The 21,680-nt window shown below is 71.8% G+C and carries 16 protein-coding genes, 2 tRNA genes and 1 pseudogene; 6 read left to right on the top strand and 13 right to left on the bottom strand.

Going from position 1 to position 21,680, the window contains the following annotated elements:
* Positions 1–327 precede the first annotated feature (327 nt).
* Positions 328–1,239: a hypothetical protein gene (locus tag H295_RS46520; protein ID WP_158691015.1), complete on the top strand. Its 912-nt coding sequence runs from the start codon at positions 328–330 to the stop codon at positions 1,237–1,239.
* A gap of 233 nt (positions 1,240–1,472) precedes the next feature.
* Here H295_RS46520 and H295_RS0103950 read toward each other — a convergent pair whose 3' ends face one another.
* Complete coding sequence (locus H295_RS0103950; protein WP_028809022.1) at positions 1,473–2,147, bottom strand: YdcF family protein; 675 nt, start codon at positions 2,145–2,147, stop codon at positions 1,473–1,475.
* Positions 2,144–2,634, bottom strand: a pseudogene (locus H295_RS42745) (UTRA domain-containing protein); the annotation flags it as partial. The pseudogene H295_RS42745 and the gene H295_RS0103950, both read right to left, overlap by 4 nt.
* A gap of 3 nt (positions 2,635–2,637) precedes the next feature.
* Between H295_RS42745 and H295_RS44955 the strand changes: the two are divergent.
* Entirely contained in the window at positions 2,638–3,690 is a 1,053-nt protein-coding gene (locus H295_RS44955; protein WP_020134042.1) for a tyrosine-type recombinase/integrase, read from the top strand.
* 80 nt (positions 3,691–3,770) lie between these two features.
* Here H295_RS44955 and H295_RS0103965 read toward each other — a convergent pair.
* Both H295_RS0103965 and H295_RS0103970 read right to left on the bottom strand, forming a co-directional pair.
* A tRNA-Arg gene (locus H295_RS0103965) sits at positions 3,771–3,843 on the bottom strand.
* 187 nt (positions 3,844–4,030) lie between these two features.
* Positions 4,031–4,121, bottom strand: a tRNA-Ser gene (locus H295_RS0103970).
* Positions 4,122–4,274: 153 nt separating this feature from the next.
* Here H295_RS0103970 and H295_RS0103975 point away from each other — a divergent pair.
* Both H295_RS0103975 and H295_RS0103980 read left to right on the top strand, forming a co-directional pair.
* Complete coding sequence (locus tag H295_RS0103975; RefSeq protein WP_020134043.1) at positions 4,275–4,751, top strand: SSI family serine proteinase inhibitor; 477 nt, start codon at positions 4,275–4,277, stop codon at positions 4,749–4,751.
* 231 nt (positions 4,752–4,982) lie between these two features.
* The gene (locus tag H295_RS0103980; protein WP_078616553.1) at positions 4,983–9,623 is read left to right on the top strand and encodes a PAS domain-containing protein; all 4,641 of its coding nucleotides are present in this window, start codon (positions 4,983–4,985) and stop codon (positions 9,621–9,623) included.
* Positions 9,624–9,722: 99 nt separating this feature from the next.
* On the opposite strand, the gene H295_RS0103985 is transcribed toward H295_RS0103980, so the two are convergent.
* Positions 9,723–10,307 carry a TetR family transcriptional regulator gene (locus H295_RS0103985; RefSeq protein ID WP_020134045.1) on the bottom strand — a complete coding sequence of 195 codons (585 nt, stop codon included), beginning with the start codon at positions 10,305–10,307 and terminating at the stop codon, positions 9,723–9,725.
* A gap of 134 nt (positions 10,308–10,441) precedes the next feature.
* On the opposite strand from H295_RS0103985, the gene H295_RS0103990 reads away from it, so the two are divergent.
* Positions 10,442–11,635 (top strand): MFS transporter, encoded by a 1,194-nt coding sequence (locus tag H295_RS0103990; RefSeq protein ID WP_020134046.1) that lies wholly within the window; start codon positions 10,442–10,444, stop codon positions 11,633–11,635.
* A gap of 82 nt (positions 11,636–11,717) precedes the next feature.
* On the opposite strand, the gene H295_RS0103995 is transcribed toward H295_RS0103990, so the two are convergent.
* The 6 genes from H295_RS0103995 to H295_RS0104020 all read right to left on the bottom strand — a co-directional run bounded on the left by H295_RS0103995 (position 11,718) and on the right by H295_RS0104020 (position 17,382).
* Positions 11,718–13,394, bottom strand: coding sequence for a long-chain fatty acid--CoA ligase (locus tag H295_RS0103995; protein ID WP_020134047.1), 1,677 nt, complete (start codon positions 13,392–13,394; stop codon positions 11,718–11,720).
* A gap of 132 nt (positions 13,395–13,526) precedes the next feature.
* Positions 13,527–14,084 (bottom strand): SigE family RNA polymerase sigma factor, encoded by a 558-nt coding sequence (locus tag H295_RS0104000; protein ID WP_020134048.1) that lies wholly within the window; start codon positions 14,082–14,084, stop codon positions 13,527–13,529.
* A 146-nt stretch (positions 14,085–14,230) separates the two neighbouring features.
* Positions 14,231–15,397: a lipid-transfer protein gene (locus tag H295_RS0104005; RefSeq protein WP_020134049.1), complete on the bottom strand. Its 1,167-nt coding sequence runs from the start codon at positions 15,395–15,397 to the stop codon at positions 14,231–14,233.
* Complete coding sequence (locus H295_RS0104010) at positions 15,394–15,783, bottom strand: MaoC family dehydratase (RefSeq protein ID WP_020134050.1); 390 nt, start codon at positions 15,781–15,783, stop codon at positions 15,394–15,396. The genes H295_RS0104005 and H295_RS0104010 overlap by 4 nt, the downstream gene beginning before the upstream one ends.
* Positions 15,780–16,760, bottom strand: a complete 981-nt coding sequence (locus tag H295_RS0104015) for a bifunctional MaoC family dehydratase N-terminal/OB-fold nucleic acid binding domain-containing protein (RefSeq protein WP_020134051.1) — start codon at positions 16,758–16,760, stop codon at positions 15,780–15,782. Before H295_RS0104015 ends, H295_RS0104010 begins: the two co-directional genes overlap by 4 nt.
* A 307-nt stretch (positions 16,761–17,067) precedes the next feature.
* Complete coding sequence (locus tag H295_RS0104020; RefSeq protein WP_020134052.1) at positions 17,068–17,382, bottom strand: hypothetical protein; 315 nt, start codon at positions 17,380–17,382, stop codon at positions 17,068–17,070.
* Positions 17,383–17,730: 348 nt separating this feature from the next.
* Here H295_RS0104020 and H295_RS0104025 point away from each other — a divergent pair, with 348 nt between their 5' ends.
* Complete coding sequence (locus tag H295_RS0104025) at positions 17,731–18,600, top strand: bifunctional DNA primase/polymerase (RefSeq protein WP_020134053.1); 870 nt, start codon at positions 17,731–17,733, stop codon at positions 18,598–18,600.
* 1,077 nt (positions 18,601–19,677) lie between these two features.
* Here the strand turns inward: H295_RS0104025 and H295_RS0104030 are convergent.
* Both H295_RS0104030 and H295_RS0104035 read right to left on the bottom strand, forming a co-directional pair.
* Positions 19,678–20,496 carry an aminoglycoside N(3)-acetyltransferase gene (locus H295_RS0104030; RefSeq protein ID WP_020134054.1) on the bottom strand — a complete coding sequence of 273 codons (819 nt, stop codon included), beginning with the start codon at positions 20,494–20,496 and terminating at the stop codon, positions 19,678–19,680.
* Positions 20,493–21,608 (bottom strand): hypothetical protein, encoded by a 1,116-nt coding sequence (locus H295_RS0104035; RefSeq protein WP_020134055.1) that lies wholly within the window; start codon positions 21,606–21,608, stop codon positions 20,493–20,495. Before H295_RS0104035 ends, H295_RS0104030 begins: the two co-directional genes overlap by 4 nt.
* Positions 21,609–21,680: the final 72 nt, after the last annotated feature.

Consider the following 21,680-nt stretch of genomic DNA (forward strand, 5'->3'; position numbering starts at 1 on the left):
AAGCAACTTGTAACCCGGACAGACCGACTACCCGCAACGATCCTGGCAGGCCTGGGCGGTTGCGCGCGGACCTTCTGGAGATGCGAAGGCGAGGGTCTCGGACCAATAATGGGATAAGCGATGCGCCGCCGCATGCGTACACATCGCCCATGAGCACTAGCGTGCAACCAGGCGTTGCACTCAACTCGTGACGCCACAGCGGTTTACATGGAGCGGTTGGCGACTTTACCCACGCTCCCATTCTGGCGAGGCATGCCGACAGGATCCCTTTGGCACTGAGGGTCGGCGACATCGCCGCGAATGAGGCCTAAATCAAGCGAGGGAACTATGGGCACGCATATCCGCCGAGCAATCACCGTCATTTCGGCTGTCATTCTCTCCGGAGGGGTGACCCTCCCGCAATCGGTCGGATTTGCCTCTACGGCCACAGAGCAGAAAAAGGCTGAATGCAGCATCCAGCCGTACGGCCTGATTGGTGAGACATGGAAAAAGATTTCTGGTCGAATTGGGTGCGCACTCAACGAAGAGCACAACGTTCCGAACCGAAACGGACGCATACAGGACTTCCAGTACGGACAGATCGCCTGGTCTCCCGACCAGGCACCAAACATGACGGTATGGACATACAAGATGAATAATCAATCCCATATTCAATGGAACACCAACACCGACTACAGCTATGACTTCTACATCATCCGGGTATACAAGGATGGTCAATTTATTAACCAAAAGGATATCTCCGGAAACCGTGAGGGCTGGTGGACTTATACCCATCAACAGCCTGGGTGGTATTCCTACATCGTAGAAGGCTGCGACCGGCGTACTTTTGGGTCGAAATGCAGGCACGGCTGGACGATACCCGTAGGTGAAAGAATCGAGGCAAAAGACATCCCCAGCAATCCCCCGCCGCTACCTCCGCCGCCTGCCCAGACTCAACCCAGGATTAGTGGCGTCACAACCACCGGAAACGGGGAAAGCACCGTCTTCCACATCAGGGGATCTGGTTTCGATCGGAATGCAAAGGAGGTGACAATCAGGGGTGCCAGGATTGACGCTGACGGAGTGCACGACTTCTACTGGACGACCAAGGTACGAAATGACGGCACCCTAGCCGTCGGGATTCCACTCCCTTGCGTCCCTGGAATTGAAATCAGTTTCGCAGCCACCGATGGGCGTGAAAATCGGCAGGATTGGACACACAAACTGTGGAGCAATAACGTTTCAGCCAAATGCCCATAGCCAGCAGGTAGCTGTGTGTGCGGTGGTCAACCGCAGCAGGCCCACCGGGATGGGGCTCCTGGGTGTCACACCGCCCGGTGGGGAAGGGCGGTGGCGCCCGGTCGGCGGCATTCGACGCCGGGACGACGCATAGGGTTTCCCGCCTCATGCCCGCAACTCGCCAGCGCGCCGCCGGGATCGGCCAGCCTGAGCGAAGACAGTGGCAGCCAGCGCCGTCGAGGCCGCGCGCTACATCACACGCCAGGCCGGGCAGCAACATCAGCCGGCAGGAGTCGGCTTGTGAACCCCTCGACGCACAACCGCTCGTAGGCGGCTACGACGGCGTCCGGCACGTCCTGCTCGATGGCCAGGCCCCACGCCGGGAAGACAAGCACTCGCTGCAGGGCGCCCACGATCATGTCGATCACCATTCGAGCGTCTCCGATGGAGTCGGCATACTCCTCCAAGCTCATCGACGTGGACGCGCACACCACTTCGACCTCAGGCCAGAGTTTCCGCATCATGGCGTACGAGCGCCGCTCCTCGTACGGCTTGCTCACGAGCAGGACGGACGAGACCTTGACGCCGGCCTCTGCCAACACCACTTTCGTGAACTCGATGTTCTCCCCCGTGTTTGAGGCACGTGGTTCCAGGATTACAGCCGAGTCAGGCACGCCGAGCTGCAACGCTCGCTCCCGGTAGTGGACAGCTTCACCGCGCGGCATGCGCGCCCGGGTCGTTGGGCTGGTGGCCCCTGTGAAGACGATGACCGGCGCCATGCCCTGGTGGTACAGCTCCGCTGTCACGTCAGCCACACCAAGGTCGTGACTGCCTAGTCCCACAGCCACCGAACACGGACGCGGCTCATGGTGCATAAAGTGGTAGTCCCACAGGAGTCGAGTATCCGCCCATGCCTGTGCCGAGATCATTCCTGTTCCTTCCTATCCTGTGCCGAGTCGGGAACCTTGAAGTCGTACTCCCACGCGAAGCGAGAAGCTGAGTGAACGCCACCGCAAACTCCACCACCGTGCCATCCGCGGTGTACGTGGTGCGGTGCAGCTCAACTACCGGCTCACCGACAGGGAGCTGTAAGAGCTGCATTTCGTCAGCCGTCGGGATGCGGGCGAACAGGGCCTCCCTCATGTGGTCGATCTCGTATCCGGCGTCGTAGAGCACCCGGTATCCACCGCCACGGCCGACAGGACCCGGTGTGGGGTCGACGATGCGCGTCCCCTCGACGTGCTCCGGCCTGTAGTAGCTGGTCAGGGTATGGGTCGGCTGCGTCCCTTCCTTCACAACTCGGGCGCGTGCATACACCTCGGAGCCGACTGGGACGCCAAGCCCCTCCGCCACGAGGCTGTTCGCCTGCACTCGGCTCACGGTCTGCGTCTGCTCGTTGCGCTTGTACGCACGCCCTGGTTGGCCACCATCGCGCCGGAACGGCTCAAGCCCTCAACACTCAACAGTCACGAGGGGCTGACCCGCCTGTACATCCGTCCCGCACTCGGCAGTAAGAAGCTCAACCGCCTGACGCCGGCGGACGTGCGCCGATTCCTGGCGGAGTTCAAGAACGCCTGCCTGTGCTGCCTCCGGGGAGCAGACAAGGCGCGCCCCGAGGGGAAGCGTTCCTGCTGCGCCATCGGCAAGTGCTGCGAGCGTCGTCCGTCGGCCCGCACCGTGCAGTACATCCACGCCGTACTCCGGTCTGCCCTACAGCAGGCGATGCGAGAGGAACTGATCGCCCGCAACGTCGCGCGGATCGTGGAGACACCCACCGTGACCCGCAAGGAGGTGCGCCCTCTGAAGGCCGCCGAAGCCCGCTTGCTGCTCAAGACCGCGCGGTCCCACCGCCTCTACGCCCTGTGGCTGCTGCTCGTATCGACTGGCCTGCGCCGTGGCGAGGCTCTCGCGCTCACCTGGTCGGACGTTGACCTCACGAACGGTCAGCTCCGTGTCCGCCGGAATGTGCAGCGCATCCGACGAGAGCTGATCTTCGGCACCCCCAAGACCCTGCGGTCAATCCGAACGGTCCCTCTGCCGAAGCACTGCGTCCGGGCCCTCACTCAACACCGCGCCCAACAGGAGCAGGAACGGAAGGTCGCGGGGAAGAAGTGGCAGCCGACCCCGGGACAGCCGGACGGGCTGATCTTCACGACGTCGTCCGGCCGCGTCACGGACCCCCGGAGCCTCAACCGCATGCTGACCATCCTGTGCAGGGACGCCCACGTGCATCGCGTCCGCGTGCACGACCTCTGGCACACCTGCGCCTCGCTCCTGCTCGCCCAAGGTGTCGACGCTCGCACGATCATGGAGACGCTGGGGCACAGCACGATCACGATGACGCTGGACACCTACGCGCACGTGATGGACACGACGCTGAGGGCCGCAGCCGATCAGATGGACGACGCCCTGAACATCGACGAGCCCGACGAGAATTCGGAGGGCGAGAAGGAGCCGGAGTCCGAAGGCTGAGCGCCCGATCCAACCGCGTTGATGTCAGCCGTTGATGTCAAAGGCCCCTTGGGATGATCCCAAGGGGCCTTTGACCTGTGTGCACTCGGCAGGATTCGAACCTGCAACCTTCTGATCCGTAGTCAGATGCTCTATCCGTTAAGCTACGAGTGCTTGTTCTGTTTTTTCGCCGCTCCCCGCCCTTTCGGGCCGCTCGCGGCGACAGGAAGAACATTACATGACTGCCGCTCGCATGTGAAATCCGTTTGCCGTACCCCTTGTGAGCTGCGGAAACACCCGTCTGGGGTAGGGACCACGACGAAGCCCCGGTCCACTGGACCGGGGCTTCGGTGATCTTGCGCGGAGGCGGAGGGATTTGAACCCTCGATGGGATGTAAGTCCCAAACCGCATTAGCAGTGCGGCGCCATAGACCGGACTAGGCGACGCCTCCCGCACAGCCGCCCGCGCGAGCGCGAGTGGTGCGTGCAGATGATGACACAGCCGAAGGTCGCGCCACCAATCGGCACCCACGGTACTAGGCGGGCGGCGCCCAGGGCAAAGTGCTTCCGCGCAACGTACGGCGCCGCCCGGCGTTAGTCAGGGCATGTCACACGTCAGTCAGCGCACCTCGCACGTCACCCCGTTCCGCCGGCTCGCCCGGCTGGGACCGCTCCCCCTCTTCCTCGCCGCCCTCGCCCCCGCAACCGCCTCGGCGGCCACCGGCGGCGACCACCTCGTCGTCACCGTCCGGGACGCGGGCGAAAAAAGCGCCACCTATGAAGTGAGCTGTCCCCCGGACCGGGACTCCCAGGGCGTCCGGCACAGCACCCACCCCGACCTCCCCGGCGCCTGCGCCGCCCTCGAGCGCAACACCCGGTGGGGGCGCGACACCTTCGCGCCCGTCCCCGAGGGCAGCGTCTGCACCATGCTCTACGGCGGCCCCGCGACCGCCCACGTCACGGGCACCTGGGCCGGGCGGCCCGTGGACGCGCGGTTCGACCGGAGCAACGGGTGCGAGACAGCGCGCTGGGACCGCTTCGTGCCGCTGCTCCCCGACATGGGCCCCCACTCCGACGCCTAGCCTCCGATACGGCTTCCGGTACGACTTCCAGTACGGCCTCCAATACAGCCTCCGAGACGGCCCCCCAAGATGCGGTCACACGTTCTACTTCACTTCGTCGTGCGACCTCCCTCTCATCCGGCTCCCCCGCACAACCGCTGCGCTTAGACTCCCTCGCGTGACACGTCGCGGGCCCCTTGGCAAGATGGCCCGAGCGGTCGGCAAGGTGCGGTAACAGGGAGGAAGCGTCTCGTGAGCAGCAGGCCATCCCGAGGCGCTGCTCGCCTCGCAGCCATACTCGACGCGCTTCCCGACGCGTTGGTGCTGGTCAACGCCAATGGGACCGTCGTCAACGCCAACACCATCGCCCTGGAGGCGTTCGAGGCGCCCGGGACGGCTCTGGTGGGGCGGGGGCTGCTCGACCTGCTCCCCGAGTTCGACTCGCGGCTCATCCCGGGCTCCATGCGCCGCCCCGACCACATGGACCCCCGCGGCCGCACCAAGCCGACCCGGATGGTCGCGCGCAGGACCGACGGCACCGAGTTCCCCGTCGAGGTCACCAGCGCCAACCTGGAGAACGGCCAGCAGGCCTACGACGGTTACGGCTACAGCGGCGACGAACTGCTCATGCTCGTCGTACGCGACCTGACCGGGACCGTCGACACCGAGGCCGAGCTGGCGCGGTCGCAGCGGCAGACCGAGATGATCCTGCGGGCCGCGGCCGAGGGAGTCGTCGGGACCGACACCGACGGGCGGATCGTCCTCGTCAACCCGGCCGCCGCCCAGATACTGGGTTACCGGGCCAGCGACCTCGGCGGCCGCGAGCTCCACGACCTCATCCTGCACTCCCGCGCCGACGGCACGCCGTTCTCGTACGAGGAGTCCCCGCTCGCCGACACCCTGCGCTCCGGGCGCAAGCACCGGGTGCGCGGACAGGTGCTGTGGTCCAAGAAGGGCGAGAAGGTCCCCGTCGACCTGACGACCGCGCCCGTGCGCGACGGCGACCAGCTCGTCGGCGCCGTGCTCACCTTCACCGACCGGCGGCCCTACGACGCCCTCGCCGACGAGAAGTCCGCCGCCGAGCGGGCCCACGCCGAGGAGCTGGACCGGCTCGAGGAGGAGCACGCCTCCGAGCTGACCGCCCTGCGCCAGAAGCACATCACCGAGCTGGAGGAGCTCCAGGAGCGGCACGACGAGGAGATCGCCGCCGGCGAGGAGCGGTACGCCGCCCTCGGGGAGCGCGAGAAGGACCGCTACGAGGCCCTCGCCGGCCGGCACGACCAGCTGCTGACCCTGCTCGGGCGCTCCCTGCGCGGGCCCCTCGACGAACTGCGCCGCGAACTGTCCGCGCTCGCCGCCGACGACGCCGGACAGCTGTGGCCCGAGGCCAACCAGGTCCTGCACCACCTCTCGGCCGGCTACTCCCGCATCACCCACCTCATCGACAACGTCCTCGGCTACCAGCGCCTCGACGCGGGCGCCGACGCCGTCGTCCGGACGAACGTCATGCTGGACGCCGTCGTCGCCGCCGGTGTGGACGGCGCGGTCGAGCTGATCGGGCCGGGGCGGGTCCAGTTCGCCGTCCACGCGCCGCCCATCGAGGCCGAGGTCGACGCCCAGCGCCTCGCGACCGCCCTCGCGCACCTCATCGCGGACGTCGCCGGGGTCGACGCGACCGGGAACGCTCCCGTGTCCGCGGGCGGTTACATGGACAACACGGTCGTCGTCGCGGCCGCGCTGCGCGGTGAGAGCGTGCGTATCGAGGTGCGCGGGCCGTACGCCGGGGGCGACCCGGTGCACGAGCCGATCGTGCGCGGGATCGTGCGCGCCCACGGCGGGGTGCTCCAGACGCACGAGGTGCCGGGCATGAGCGGCAGCGCGTACGTCCTCGAAGTGCCCATCGGCGGTGGGGCGGGGGCCGTCGCGGTGCCCGGCCCGGCCGCCCTGGAGGCCGCGCCCGCCCAGGCCACGCCCATGGAGGCCGGGTCCCCGGAGGTCGCTCCGGGAACCGATCCGGGGGAGAGCTCCCCCGCCGAGGGAGGCGGGCGGCGGCGGGCCCGGCGGGCCTCCACCGACTCCTTCCTCGACGGTGACGTCCCGGCCGACGTCGACGAGTCCTCCGCGCCCACCGGGCGGCGCAGGCGGCGTGCGGCGGCCGAACAGGAACAGGCGGCCCTGGCGCTGCCCGCACAGGCCTCCGGCGAGGACGCGGACGGCGGCTCCGGCGGTACCGGCCGGCGCCGCGGACGGCCCGCCGAGGGCGCCGACGGTGCTGACGCGGGCGACCCGGGCGACGCCGGGGTGTCCGAGGGTGCCGTGGTGATGGCCGCCGAGCATGCCGCGGGGTCCGCGGCGGTCGGGAGCGGTCTCGGCGGGACCGTGCCTCCGCAGGGCGTACCCGCTCCGGCCGGACGCCGGGCCCGACGCGACGGTGGCGAGCAGCACGCGCTGCCGGCGGCACTGCCCGCGGGCGGCTCCGCCGGGCCGGGTCAGCAGCCCCAGGGGCAGCTCCAGATCGCCGGGCAGCCCGCGCCGGGTGACGGCACTCCGCAGCAGGACGGGCGCCGTCGGCGTGCGCTCGCCGCCGCGTCGGAGCGAGCGGCCGCACAGGAGGCGGCCCCCCGCTCGGTGTTCGCCCTCCCGCCTGCCGACGCGGACCGCCCGGCCGGTGCCGACGTCAACGCCAACGCCGACACCAACGCCAACACTGGTGCGGCGGGACCGGTTCCGGCGCAGGGACAGCCGCTGGTGGCGGGTCAGCTTCCGGGTCAGGCTCAGGTGCTGGGGCAGGTCCCCGCTCAAGGAATGGTCCCCGGGCAGGTCCAGACTCCGGCGCAGGTTCCGCAGGCACCGGCTCCGGTCCCCGGCCCCGCCGACGGACACGGTGACGACGGTCGGCACGACGCCGTGCCGCACGACCAGGCCGACGACCACACGCCCCCGCAGCCGCACCCGACCACCGCGCCGACGGGCCGACGCCGACGGGCCGTCGCCCAGCCCCCCGAGCCGGCCGGCACGCCCGCACAGGGAATGCCCGCACAGGCAGCCGCGCCCGGTCAGGCCGTGCCCGCGGGTGTTCCTACGACCCCTGCCCAGCAGGTCCCCGCCGCGGTGCCGCCGGTGCAGTACCCGGGTGTACCCGTGCAGAACGCCACCGGACAGGCCGGTCTGGTCCCGCAGCCCGTCGCCGCCCCGGCCTCGCCCGTACAAGCAGCCTCTCCTCAAGCAGCCTCTCCGCAAGCAGTCTCTCCGCAGGCAGCTGCTCCACAGGCCGCTCCTGCACAGGCGGCCCCGGCCCAGCCCGTCCTCCCGCAGGGTGTCCCCGGGCAGCCTGGTCTCGCGCAGCCGGGTCAGCCGCAGCCGCTCCCCGGGCAGCCCCTCCCCGCGGAGGCGCCCCAGCAGCAGACCCCGGCGCAGGCCACGCCCGGCGCCCAGCCCTGGCTCGCCGCCCAGGACACGCCCGGCGCCGGCGTCGCCGTACCCCCGAACCAGCAGACCCCCCAGCCCGTACAGACGCCCGAGGCCGGGCCGGCCACTCCGCCGCCCGGCGTCGCGCTGCCCGCGGACGCGGCACAGGCACAGCAGGCTCAAGCACAAGCGCTGCAAGCCCAGGCACAGGCCCAGGCGCTGCAAGCACAGGCTCAGGCACAGGCCCGAGCGGCACAGGCACAGGCACAACCGCTGCCCGCCGCGGCGGCAGCCGCCGCGGCCGCCGCCGCCCCCGTGGACCCCAACTCCACCCAGGGCCGGGCGATCAGTGTGCGGACGCTCGGGCAGGGTGTGCCGTTCACCCGGCAGGCGGCGCAGGTGCAGCAGCAGGGGGCGGCCACGCCTCCGCCGCACCAGCCGGGCGCTTCGGGGCGGCGGCGCAAGCTCGGCACCCGGCCCGACCCCGCGGTCGCCACCGCCCCGGAGCAGGCGGCCCGTCCGCACCCGGCGGCCGAGCAGACCCCGGCGTCGGCACAGGCGGCACAGGCCGCCCAAGCCCCCCAGCCGCAGCCCTCGTTGGCCGGCCAGTCGAGGCTCGCGCACGCCACCGAGGCGGCCGGGCGGTCGTACGCCATAGGGGCGCCGGACGAGAACGCCGCCGAGGGGCCCGAGCCGCTGGACGGTCCCGGCGGGGCCGTCGAGATCCCCGACACTCCCCGGCCGCAGCCGATGGACGACGAACTGCCCCCGGAGCCGCTGGACAACCCGCGGCGGCTGCTGGTGTGGCCCGCTCCGGACGTGACGACCCAGCAGGCGCTCAGCGACCGTGGCTACCGGCCCGTCATCGTGCAGTCGCGCGAGGAGGTCGACGCGCAGATCGCGGCCTTCCCCGCCGCGCTGTTCGTGGACCCGCTGACCGGGCCGATCACCCGGACCGCGCTTCAGTCGCTCAGGCAGGCGGCGGTGGCGTCCGAGGTGCCGATCATGGTGACCGCCGGGCTCGGGCAGGCGTCACGGGAGGCGGCGTACGGCGCCGATCCCGCCGTTCTGCTGAAGGCGCTGGCGCCCCGGGACAGCGAGCAGCATCCGCCGCGGGTGCTGCTGATCGAGGAGCACGCGGAGATCGCGCTGGCGCTGACGGCGACGCTGGAGCGGCGCGGGATGCAGGTCGCTCGCGCGGCGAGTGACGCGGATGCCGTGACCCTGGCCGGTCAGCTCAGGCCGAACCTTGTCGTGATGGACCTCATGCAGGTGCACCGGCGGCGGGCCGGGATCGTGGACTGGCTGCGGGCGAACGGGCAGCTCAACAGGACACCGCTGGTCGTCTACACGGCGGCGGTGGATCAGGCGGATCTGCCACGGCTGGCTTCCGGGGAGACGGTGCTGTTCCTCGCCGAGCGGTCCACGAGTGCGGAGGTCCAGGCGCGGATCGTGGATCTGCTGGCCAGGATCGGGACGAACTAGGGTCCTGTCGTAGTCGAGCTGCGGCGCCGTCGTGGCTGGTCGCGCCCACGCGGCGGAGCCGCACGTCACCACGGGCCCGCGCCCCTGAAGCCCTCCACTTCACTTGGCCACCAGCCTGCGGGCCGCCTCCCGCACCGAAGCCCGCAGCCGCTCCCGGTCCCCGGCCTCCCCGCCCACCAGGATCCGCCTCATCTGCGGCACCACCGCCGTCCAGTTCGCCACCGCGATCAGCAGGAACAGCAGGTCGCGCGGGGGGATCGCGTCGGTGACGACTCCGCGGGCCTGGCCGTCCTCCAGGGTGGCGACCTTCGCGCGGTAGTGCTCCTGGCGTTCGGCCTCGTCGGGGAGTTCGGCCGTGGCGCCGTACTCCAGGCCCTCCCAGAACAGCAGGCGCAGGACCTCGGGGTGGGCCTCGTGGTAGTCCATGAGGCGGTCGATCCAGTTCTCGATGTCGTCCGGGTCGACCGGGACGGCGACGGCGAGGTCGAGCATGACCTTGCCGAGGACCTTGGTGAACAGCTCCGCCTTGTTGCCGAAGTAGGCGTAGATCAACTGCTTGTTGGCCTTGGCCTCGGTCGCGATGCGGTCGATGCGGGCGCCCGCGATGCCGTGCCGGGCGAACTCCGCGACCGCCGCCTCGAAGATCCGGGCCTTGGTCGCCTCGGGGTCCCTTGCTGCTGCCATGGGGTCAGGGTACGGGCGGGCGAGGGAAGTAACCAACTATTTGGTTGACAGGGAATCGAGGGGCCTCCCACACTGTTGCACTGTTCCAACCAACCAGTTAGTTGTTAGAGCGGACGCGAAGGAGTCCCCCGGTCATGCCGACAACGACCGTCACCACCGGACGGCCAGCCCAAGCCCCCGCCGAGCGGGCGGGCACGCTGCTCCTCGTCCTCATCGCCGTCTGCACCGCCGTCACGGCGGGCAACATCTACCTCGCGGCCCCGCTGCTCCCCCTCATCGCCCACGACTTCGGCTCGACCGCCTCCGCGGTGGCCTGGGTCGCGTCGGTCGCGCAGTTCGGCTACGCCTTCGGGCTGCTGGTCTTCGCCCCGCTCGGCGACAGCGTGAACCGGCGCCGGCTGGTCGCCGTCCTCTCCCTCGTCACCACCGCGGCCCTGACCGGCGCCGCCCTCGCGACCGGCACCACCGCCCTCGCGGCCGCCGTCCTGGTCGCCTCCGCGGCCACCGTCGTCCCGCAGCTGCTGGTCCCCCTGGTCGCCCAGCGCGCCCCCGTCGACCGCCGGGCCCGGCACGTGGCCGCCGTCATCGCCGGCCTGTTCACCGGGATCGTGGCGGCCCGGGTGCTCGGCGGGCTGATCGGGCAGGCGTTCGGCTGGCGGGTGGTGTTCGTGGGAGCGGCCGTGCTGACGGCCGTCCTCGGACTCGCCACGGCCTACGCCCTGCCCGCCGAACGGCCCCGCCGCTCCGGCCCGCTCTTCTCCGGCCTCACCACCCTGCCGTCCGTCGTCCGCCGTTCGCCCGACCTGTGGCGCGCGTGCGTACGGCAGGCGGGGATGTACGGCGCCTGGAGCGCCCTGTGGACCTCGCTGGCCCTGCTGCTGACCGGCCCGTCCTACGGCCTGTCGACCGCCACCGCCGGGCTGTTCGGTCTCTTCGGGCTGGCCGCGAGCGTGGTGGCGCCGCTGGCCGGCGGGTTCGTGGACCGCTTCGGCGCCGCGACGGTCGTACGGTCGGCGTATCTGCTGGCCGCGGTGTCCGTGCCGCTGTTCTGGCTCGGCGGGCACGCGCTGTGGGCGCTGTTCGTCGCGGCGGTGGCCGTCCACGCGGCCCTGGTCGCCTCCCACGTCGCCAACCAGACCCTCGCCCTGACCACCACCTCCACCCCGGCCACCGCCAACACGGCCTACGTCGTCGCCGGTTTCGCGGGCGGCGCGACGGCCTCCGCACTCGCGGGCTCGGCGTTCGGCTGGTGGGGTTGGGGCGGCGTGTGCGCGGTGGCGGGGGTGTGGCTGGGGCTGGGGTGGCTGACGACTTCGGTACGGCGGTGAGGGGACCGTACGGCGGTCAGGGCCCCCGGTTCTCGTCCGGGCGCCCTGACCGCCGTGTCGTGCAGCTCTCCGAGAGCTGCGCTCAGAGCTTGGTGACGTCCAGCTCGCCCTCCGCGTACTGCCTGCGCAGGACCTTCTTGTCGAACTTTCCGACGCTCGTCTTCGGCACCGCCGCGATGATCGACCAGCGCTCCGGGAGCTGCCACTTGGCGATCCTGCCCTCGGCGGCCAGGAAGGCGCGCAGGGACTCGAAGTCGGCGGTGGAGCCCTCCTTGAGGACGACCGTGGCCAGCGGGCGCTCGCCCCACTTGTCGTCGGGGACGGCGACCACCGCGGCCTCGGTGACGTCCGGGTGGGACATCAGCGCGTTCTCCAGGTCCACCGAGGAGATCCACTCGCCGCCGGACTTGATGACGTCCTTGGCGCGGTCGGTGAGGGTGAGGAAGCCGTCGGGGGAGATGGTGCCGACGTCACCGGTCTTCAGCCAGCCGTCCTCGCTGAACTTGTCGGCGGGGCGCAGGGGTTCGGCCTCGGGGCCGTTGTAGTAGGCGCCCGCGATCCAGGGGCCGCGGACCTCCAGCTCGCCGGCGGACTCGCCGTCCCACGGCAGGCGCTCGCCGCCGGGGCCGGTGAGGCGGGCCTCGACGGAGGCCGGGAAGCGGCCCTGAGTGAGGCGGTAGGCGAACTCCTCGGGGGTGCCGACGACATGGGCCGGCGGGCGGGCGATGGTGCCGAGCGGCGAGGTCTCCGTCATGCCCCAGGCGTGGCAGACCCGCATGCCCAGCGCGTCGAAGGCCTCCATCAGGGAGGGCGGACAGGCCGAGCCGCCGATGGTGACCTGGGTGAGGGAGGAGACGTCACGGGGCTTGGCGGTGAGCTCGGCGAGCAGGCCCTGCCAGATGGTGGGGACGGCCGCCGCGTGGGTCGGCTTCTCGCGCTCGATCATGTCGGCGAGGGGCGCGGGCTGGAGGAAGCGGTCCGGCATCAGCATGTTGACGCCGGTCATGAAGGTGGCGTGCGGCAGGCCCCAGGCGTTGACGTGGAACTGGGGCACGACGACGAGCGAGGTGTCCTGGTCGGTCAGGCCCATCGACTGGGCCATGTTGACCTGCATGGAGTGCAGGTAGATCGAACGGTGGCTGTAGACCACGCCCTTGGGGTCGCCCGTGGTGCCGGAGGTGTAGCACATGGCGGCGGCCTGGCGTTCGTCCAGCTCGGGCCAGTCGTAGGCGGTGGGCTTGCCCGCGATGAGGTCCTCGTACTCGTGCACGCGCGCGTGGGTGCCCTCGAGGGCGGTGCGGTCGCCGGGGCCCGCGACCACCACGTGCTCGACAGTCTTGAGATGCGGGAGCAGCGGGGCGAGCAGGGGGAGCAGCGAGCCGTTGGCGATGACGACCCGGTCGGCCGCGTGGCCCACGATCCACGCCAGCTGCTCGGCGGGGAGACGGAGGTTCAGGGTGTGCAGGACCGCGCCCATGGAGGGGATCGCGAAGTAGGCCTCGACATGCTCGGCGTTGTTCCACATGAGGGTCGCCACCCGCTCGTCGGCGGTGACGCCGAGGTCCTCGCGCAGGGCGTGCGCCAGCTGGGCGGCGCGGGCGCCGATCTCGGCGAAGGAGCGGCGGTGCGGCTCCGGCTCGCCGGTCCAGGTGGTCACCTGTGAGGTGCCGTGGATCGACGACCCGTGGGTCAGGATCCTGGAGATCAGCAGCGGTACGTCCTGCATGGTGCTCAGCACGGCGTCCTCCCGGGGCGACATTGCCTGCGCGGTCGTAAGGGTGTGCGCCGATTCTGCGCACATACCGCGCGGTATGTCACTAGAGCCGGGCGATCGATCACGTCACGTTGTGTTCACAACGGACGGTCCGCGCCCTCGGTTCCCGGGCCGGTTCTAGCGGGCGAGCACCAGCTCGGGGTCCTCGCGGAGCTTGCCCAGCGCGCGGGAGACCGCGGACTTCACCGTGCCGACGGAGACGCCGAGCACCTCGGCCGTCTGCACCTCGCTGAGGTCCTCGTAGTACCTGAGGACGACCATCGCGCGCTGCCGGGCGGGCAGCTTCATGATCGCCCGCCACATGGCGTCGTGCAGGGCCTGCTGCTCGGCGGGGTCGTCCTCGCCGGGCACGGGCTCGGGCTCGGGGATCTCGTCGGTCGCGAACTCGTCGACCTTGCGCTTGCGCCACTGCGAGGTCCGCGTGTTCAGCAGGGCCCGGCGCACATAGCCGTCGAGGGCCCGGTGGTCCTCGATGCGCTCCCAGGCGACATAGGTCTTGGTCAGGGCGGTCTGCAGCAGGTCCTCCGCGTCGCTCGGGTTCGCGGTCAGCGACCGGGCGGTACGCAGCAGCACCGGCTGGCGGGCCTTCACGTACGAGGCGAACGAGGGGTACGCGAGGGTCTGCGTCGCCGGGACGGCGGCCTTCGAAGCGCTGGTGCAGACGGGTGTGGTCATGGCTCCACGCTAGGTTCGGGACGCCTGTCCCTCATCGGCCACAGGTCCCGAAGACGACTCCGCCTCAGGTTGTAGAGGTGGGGCTGACTGCACCTCCTGTAGGTGGAGGGCGGGGGGCGGGGTACTGCGGGTTCACCCCTGGGGGGTCACCCGTCCGAGGTGAGCACGAGACCGGACGTCGGCACCCCGGTCCCCGCCGTCACCAGGACGCGTCCCGCCTGCGCCACCTGGTTCACCGCCGTCCCCCGCAGCTGGCGTACGCCTTCCGCGATGCCGTTCATCCCGTGGAGGTACGCCTCGCCGAGCTGGCCGCCGTGGGTGTTGAGCGGGACCCGGTCCTCGCGGACGAAGTCCGGCGCCTCCCCCTTCCCGCAGAAGCCGAACTCCTCCAACTGCATGAGCACGAACGGGGTGAAGTGGTCGTAGAGGATCGCCACGTCGACGTCCTGCGGGGTGAGGCCGGAGGTGCGCCAGAGGTGGCGGGCGACGACGTTCATCTCGGGCAGGCCGGTGAGGTCGTCGCGGTAGAAGCTGGTCATCTGTTCCTGGGCCCGGCCCGCGCCCTGGGCGGCCGCCGCGATCACGGCAGGCCGCTGCGTGAGGTCACGCGCGCGTGCGAGGGAGGTGACGACGACCGCCTGGCCGCCGTCGGTCTCCTGGCAGCAGTCGAGCAGTCGCAGCGGCTCGACGATCCAGCGGGAGGCCGCGTGGTCGGCGAGGGTGATGGGGCGGCCGTGGAACCAGGCCGCCGGGTTGGTGGCCGCGTACCGGCGGTCCGTCACGGCGACATGGCCGAAGGCCTCCGGGGTGAGGCCGTAGGTGTGCAGATAGCGCTGGGCCGCCATCGCCACCCAGGAGGCCGGGGTGAGCAGTCCGAAGGGGAGGGACCAGCCGAGGGCGACTCCCTCGGCGGAGGGTTCGCGGTGCTGGACCCCGGAGCCGAAGCGCCGGCCCGAGCGCTCGTTGAAGGCGCGGTAGCAGACGACCACCTCGGCCACGCCGGAGGCGATCGCCAGCGCCGCCTGCTGGACGGTCGCGCAGGCCGCGCCGCCGCCGTAGTGGACCCGGGAGAAGAAGGACAGCTCACCGATCCCGCAGGCCTGGGCGACGGTGATCTCCGGGCTGGTGTCCATCGTGAAGGTGACCATGCCGTCCACGTCGGCGGGGGTGAGCCCGGCGTCGTCGAGTGCCGCGCGGACCGCCTCTGCGGCCAGCCGCAGCTCGCTGCGGCCGGAGTCCTTGGAGAACTCGGTGGCGCCGATGCCGACGATCGCGGCCTGTCCGCCGAGCCGGTCCCGCGCGCGTGTGCTCATCCGGCGCTCCCCAGGGCGAGTATGACCGTGCCCGTCACGTGGTGGCCGAGGCCGTTGGCGCCCACGACACGGACGGTCGCGAGGTCGCCCTCCAGGGCTTCTACGGTCCCGGTCAACACCATCGTGTCCCCGGGGTAGTTGGGCGCGCCCAGTCTGATCGCCACCTTCCTGAGCACCGCGCGGGGGCCGAAGTGGTCGGTGAGGTAGCGGCCCACCAGGCCGTTCGTCGTCAGGATGTTCATGAAGACGTCCGGGGAGCCCTTCGCGCGGGCCGCCTCCGGGTCGTGGTGCACGTCCTGGTAGTCCCGGGAGGCGATGGCTCCGGCGACGATCAGGGTGCGGGTGATCGGGATCTCCAGCGGGGGCAGTTCGTCACCGGCCTTCATGCGTCCTCCTCGGCGGCCCTGAAGACGGGCAGCACCAACTCGTCGTCGTAGGAACGGAATGCGAGGCGCACCGGCATCCCAATCCGCACCTTGTCGTACGGCGTCCCGACCACGTTGCTGATCATCCTTACGCCCTCGGCGAGTTGGACGAGGACGACGGCGTACGGCCCCGCAGCGTCAGCGGCGTGATCGACGTCCGTGAACGCCGGGAAGGGCGGGTGGTGCATGACGACGTACGAGTACACCGTGCCCTCGCCGCTCGCCTCGACGGTGTCCCAGTCGGGGTGGCCGCAGTGGGCGCAGCCGGGGAGCCAGGGGAAGCGGAGGGTGGCGCAGGCGGTGCAGCGCTGGACGAGGAGCCGGTGCCGGGCGACGCCTTCCCAGAAGCCGGCGTTGTCGCGGTTGACGACGGGGCGGGGGCGCAGGGGGCGGGGGCGCTCGGAGGGGGATCGCTCCGGGCGAGGGCTCTCGGAGCGGGGCGGGGGCTGTTTCTGCCGTGCGGGGGCGTACTTGAGGATGCGGAAGCGGTGGGTGCCGACGAGGGTGTCGCCCACCCGGACGTCGGTGCGGGTGGTGACGAAGTGGCCGGTGCCCAGCTTGGTGGTCTTCCTGGCCGAGACCGACTCGATGACGGTGTCGAAGGTGATCTCGTCGCCTGGGCGCAGGGGGCGGAGGTACTCCTGCTCGCAGTCGGTGGCGACGACCGAGGTGCAGCCGGACTCGTCGAGGAGGGCGAGGAGTTCGTCGTACGCCCGCGCGCGGCCGGTGTGTCCGGTGAGACCGCCCATCGTCCAGGCCTGGAGCATGGTGGGCGGGGCGACGGCGTCGGGGCCGGCGTAGGCGGGGTGGGTGTCGCCCAGGGCCTCGCACCAGTGGCGGATCATCGGGACGTTGACGGGGTCCTTGCCGGTGGCGGCCACGGCGGCGGGGTGCCCTTCGTAGGACTTGAGCCGGGCCGTCAGGTCGTCGTCGTCCACGGGCGCACGCCTCCCTCGCTCACGGGTTTCTGACTGTCCGTCAGATGTGAGGGGTTGTCAAGGTCGTTGCCGCATGCGCGAACACGCCTGCGCGGCGGCGCCGAAGCACCGCCGCGCGGACGTGTCACCTCCCCGAAGAGTCCCCTTGTCCCGTTGATGCACCCCCTCGTTCCGATCCCCCCGGCGGGCCCCCCGGACCTCCCGCTCCCCCCTGCCGATCCCCCTGACCGTCCCCCTGGCCGATCTCCTCTTGCCACTCTCCCCCGGGAGCGGCCCGCCAGGGCTCGTCAGCCCTCGCGGATCACCGTCACCACCACAGCGGGGTGAAATGCACGGCCGTGTTGTTGTTCCCCTGGTTGACGGCCGTGAAGGCGGAGCCGGTGACCTGTGCGGTGTTGCTCTGGTTCGAGGCGCCCGAGCCGACGGCGTTCTGCTGCGTGGTGGACGCGTTGCCGTTGTTGTCGTGTCCGACACCGCTGCCCACGATGCTCGCGACCCCCGCGTTCGATCCGTCGTCCGCGAAGCCGCCGTTGTCCGCCGCGGCGACGCCGGTGAAGAGCGCGGCGGCGAGCGGGAGGGCGGAGACGGCGGCGATGACGCGGGCGGTACGGATGCTTGCCATGTGTGTTTCCTCCAGAACCCGGCCTGGTGCCGGTAGTACGTCAAGTAAGGCTGTTTCCGGGGCAGTTGGCCGACTTTCCCGGTGCTGTGCACGACGTCGCGAGATCAGAGTTGCCCAGCGGATCACCGGCGAACCAGAGCGGAAGGGGTTATTCCCCCTGAAGCGTGAGGACAAGTCGATAAACCCCTTTCGCTACTTCACCGGGCGATTCGGAGAGATCGGGGCACTCAATGATCAAGCGCCCCAAGAGGCAAAGCGTTCCGGCAGATTTCCAGCCAATCGCGCGGGCCCGGCGAGTCGCGCTCGCTCACCCTTCCTTTTTTCGAACACTCGTACGAACATGGAGGCATGGCCACCACAGACCGGCAGGCCACGACGCTGGCCCTCGCACACGCCCTGTCAGCCGCCGAGCGCGGGCTGGCCGTTATCCCCCTGTCCCGCACCAAGCTTCCGGCCCTGCGCTCCCCCCACCGCGACGACCCCTCGGCCGCGCCCTGCCACGGTGAGTGCGGGGCGTTCGGACACGGGGTGTACGACGCCTCCACCGACCCCGTCCGCATCCGCGAGCTCTTCGCCGCCGCGCCCTGGGCGACCGGCTACGGGATCGCGTGCGGCCTGCCGCCCCACCATCTGATCGGCATCGACCTGGACACCAAGTCGGGCACGGACTCCTCGGCGGCCCTGCGCGAGCTGGCCCTGCGCCATCTGTTCACGATCCCCGACACGGTCGTCGTCCTGACCCCGAGCGGCGGCCGCCACCTCTGGCTCACCGGCCCGCCCGACGCGGCCGTCCCCAACTCGGCGGGCCGACTGGCCCCGGGCATCGACATCAGGGGGGCGGGCGGCTACCTCGTCGGGCCCGGCTCCCGCACCGACCACGGCACCTACGGCACGGCACCGGGCACGGCCCATCTGGCCCCGGCGCCCTGCCCGCCCGCCCTGCTCCGGCTGCTGCTGCCCCCACCGCGCCCCACCCACCCCGCGACCCACCCCTCGGCGGGCGACCAGGGCCAGGGCCTGGTCCAGTTCGTCCTCGCGGCACACGAGGGCCAGCGCAACACCCGCCTGTTCTGGGCGGCCTGCCGCGCCTACGAGAACGGCATCGGCCCGGCCCTGGTCGCCCCCCTGGTCTCCGCCGCCCTCGACACGGGCCTCACAGAACGGGAGGCCAGAGCGACGATCGCTTCGGCGGCTCGGATGACGGGGCGGAGGGGGTGAGGGGGGGCGGGGGCTCGGGCTCCGGGGGGATCGGCCGCTCCGCGGGACCGGGGGCCCCGCGGGGGGCGGGCGGCTCCGCGGAACCGGCGGCTCCGTGGGACCGGGGGGGCTCCACGGGACGGCGGCTCCGCAGGACCGGGGGCCCCGCGGGGGGGGCGGGCGGCTCCGCGAGACCAGCGGCTCCGCAGGACCGGGCGCCCCGCCGGGGGGGGCGGGCGGCTCCGCGAGACCAGCGGCTCCGTGGGACCGGGGGGCTCCACGGGACGGCGGCTCCGCGAGACCGGGGGGGCTCGCGGGGCCCGGGGGACCGCAGGACCAGCGGCTCCACCGGGTCGGGGGCCCCACGGGACCAGCGGCTTCGCGGGACCGGCGGCCTCGCGGGGTCCGGGGGGCCGCGAGACCGGCGGCTCCGCGAGACCGGCGGCTCCGTGGGGCCGGGGGTTCGCGGGGCCGGGGGTTCGCGGGGCCCGGAGGACCGCAGGACCAGCGGCTCCACCGGGTCGGGGGCCCCACGGGACCAGCGGCTTCGCGGGACCGGCGGCCTCACGGGGCCCGGGGGACCGCAGGACCAGCGGCTCCACCGGGTCGGGGGCCCCACGGGACCAGCGGCTTCGCGGGACCGGCGGCCTCACGGGGGCCGGGGGGTCGCGGGACCGGCGGCCTCTCGGGGCCCGGGGGACCGCAGGACCAGCGGCTCCACCGGGTCGGGGGCCCCACGGGACCAGCGGCTTCGCGGGACCGGCGGCCTCACGGGGGCCGGGGGACCGCAGGACCAGCGGCTCCACCGGGTCGGGGGCCCCACGGGACCAGCGGCTTCGCGGGGTCAGGGGCCCCGGAGGGCCAGGGGCACCCGGTGTTCCCCGGCGCTCCGGGGCCGTGGGGGTGGGACCTCGGGGGTGCTCATGCCCTGAGGGGGAGCGAGGTGCCGTTCGCCGCCGCGCCGGCCCCCGCCCCGCGGGACGTACGCCGGCAGCCGAGCCCACCCGCACCACCAGAAGCCGACCGCACCGGTCCGCCCCGCCCCACCCCGGGAGTCACACCCCCGGCGCGGCGAGCCGCCGTCCGCTACCCCCCCTGCTACCCCACCCGCCTCCGCCCCGCCCGATGCTCCGTCAGCCAGCTCTCGGCGTACGCCACCGCCGGGGCCAGGTCGAACAGGCGGGAGTCGGCGGTGCCGACGCGGCCTCGGGTGACCGGGTGTTCGGGGAGGGACTCGTAGGCCTCGCCCAGGGCCGGGAAGTCCGAGGTGTCGAAGTCCACGTCGCGGTAGCGGTGCCAGCGCCTTCCCGAGCCGTCGTCGACCGCACAGCCGTACTCCCGGCTGCCCTGGCCCGGTACGCGGTACTCGGCCAGGTGGAAGGCCGTGCAGACGGAGTAGCCGACGCCCAGCAGCAGGACGCGCGCGTCCAGTTCCTCCAGCCGGGCGAGTGGGGACTCCTCGCCCAGGTGACAGTCCAGGGCGTGTCCGGCGGTGATCCGCGCCGCGGCCGGCCCCAGGGCGGCGAAGGAACTCTGCGGATGGTCGCTGCGCAGCGCTCCGGGCCGGGTGCGGACCTCCTCCGGCAGCACGCCCACCCCGTAGCTCGGCGTCCGGGCGGGATCGAACGCGGGCAGTGTCGCCCGCAGCCCGGCCCACTCCGTCGCCGGCACGGAACGGCCCCGGGTGAGGGGCCAGCGGGACGGGTCGGAGTTGTCGGGGGTCTGGGCGTAGACGACCAGGGTGCCGTCCGCCCCGAGCACGTCCAGGAGCGAGTCGACCACGCCCCGCGCCCCGCCCCGCACGGGTCCGACGGCCCGCAACGACGTGTGCACGAGCAGGGTGTCGCCGGGCCGGATGCCCAGCGCGCGCAACTGTGAGGCCAGTTCGGCCCCGAGAAGAGGGATGGTCTCGGTCAACTCGGTACTCCTTCGAGGACGTCCGCGTGCTCACGCCGCACGTCGGCACGGCTCAGCCCCACCGGCAGCGGCGCGGACCACAGCAGCCGCAGGTCGTGGCGGACCGCGGAGGCCAGCGGCCCGCCCCGTGGGCTCCCGCCCTCGATGAACTCGCGCAGCCCGATGTCCCCGCCCCTGGCCATGGTGTACGGCGGTACCGAGTGCCGGGACAGCACCAGCGCCCCGGGATCCGCCGCACCGGAGGCGCCGGCCGCGAACAGGTGCCGTACGGCGTGGAAGTGGCGTTCCTGGAGGCCGCCGACGTCGATCACCGTGGCGTGGGCCGGGACGGCGGTGCCCCGGCGCAGGGTGAGGGGGACGGCGGCGCGGTCGTGGACCAGGACGTGGGCGGCGGCGTAGCGCAGGGTCTGTTCGTCGGCGGTGGCGCCGCCCTTGCCGCCGAGCCGTTCGAGGACGCGGGCCCGCCGGGCCGGGGTCAGGGTGCGGACCAGGTCGTCCAGGGCGGCGACGACACCGGGCTCCGGGAGGGTGTCGTACAGCCCGAAACGGCCCGGCACCAGGGGCGACAGGAGCAGGTCGAGGCAGCGGGCCAGCAGGGTCGTCTCCTCGGCGACGGCGGCACCGGGCAGGCCGTTGACGCGGCAGCCGAGGGAGCCGGCCAGCACGATCTGGAGGTACGGGGCGGGCAGTCCGGCCCCGGTGAGCCGGGTCGCCATCCGGACGGCGGGCAGGACGTAGCTGAGCGCCCGCAGCGGGACCGTGGTGCTGGCGCCGTACACGATCCGCAGCACCAGCGGGGCCCGGACGGCCTCGCCCGCGGCCCGCAGCAGCGCGGCAGCGCCGTGCCGGGGCAGGCCCTGGACGTAGCCCGAGCGTCTGGCCTCGGCGCCGACGAGCGCGTTCAGCACCCGCGGGCGCAGTCGGTTGACCTCACCGGTCTCCTGCGCGTCGGCGCACGGCGGCAGGGTGTCCAGGAGCCGGCGGACGTCACCGTCGGTGAGGGGCCGCGGCTCCTTGCCGGGCCCCAGGACCGGCACCCCCCGCAGGACGGCCGTGAGCAGATTGGCCTGCTTCTTTCCCAGGGGTGGCACCCCTGCGAAGACGTTGCGCATCGCACCTGACAATTCGCCAAAAAACCCTGAATAGTTACGAGTTGATGGCCTGAATTGTGTCACGACAGGTCA

It is taken from the genome of Streptomyces sp. 351MFTsu5.1 (assembly GCF_000383655.1).
Taxonomy (GTDB): Bacteria; Actinomycetota; Actinomycetes; order Streptomycetales; family Streptomycetaceae; genus Streptomyces; species Streptomyces griseorubiginosus.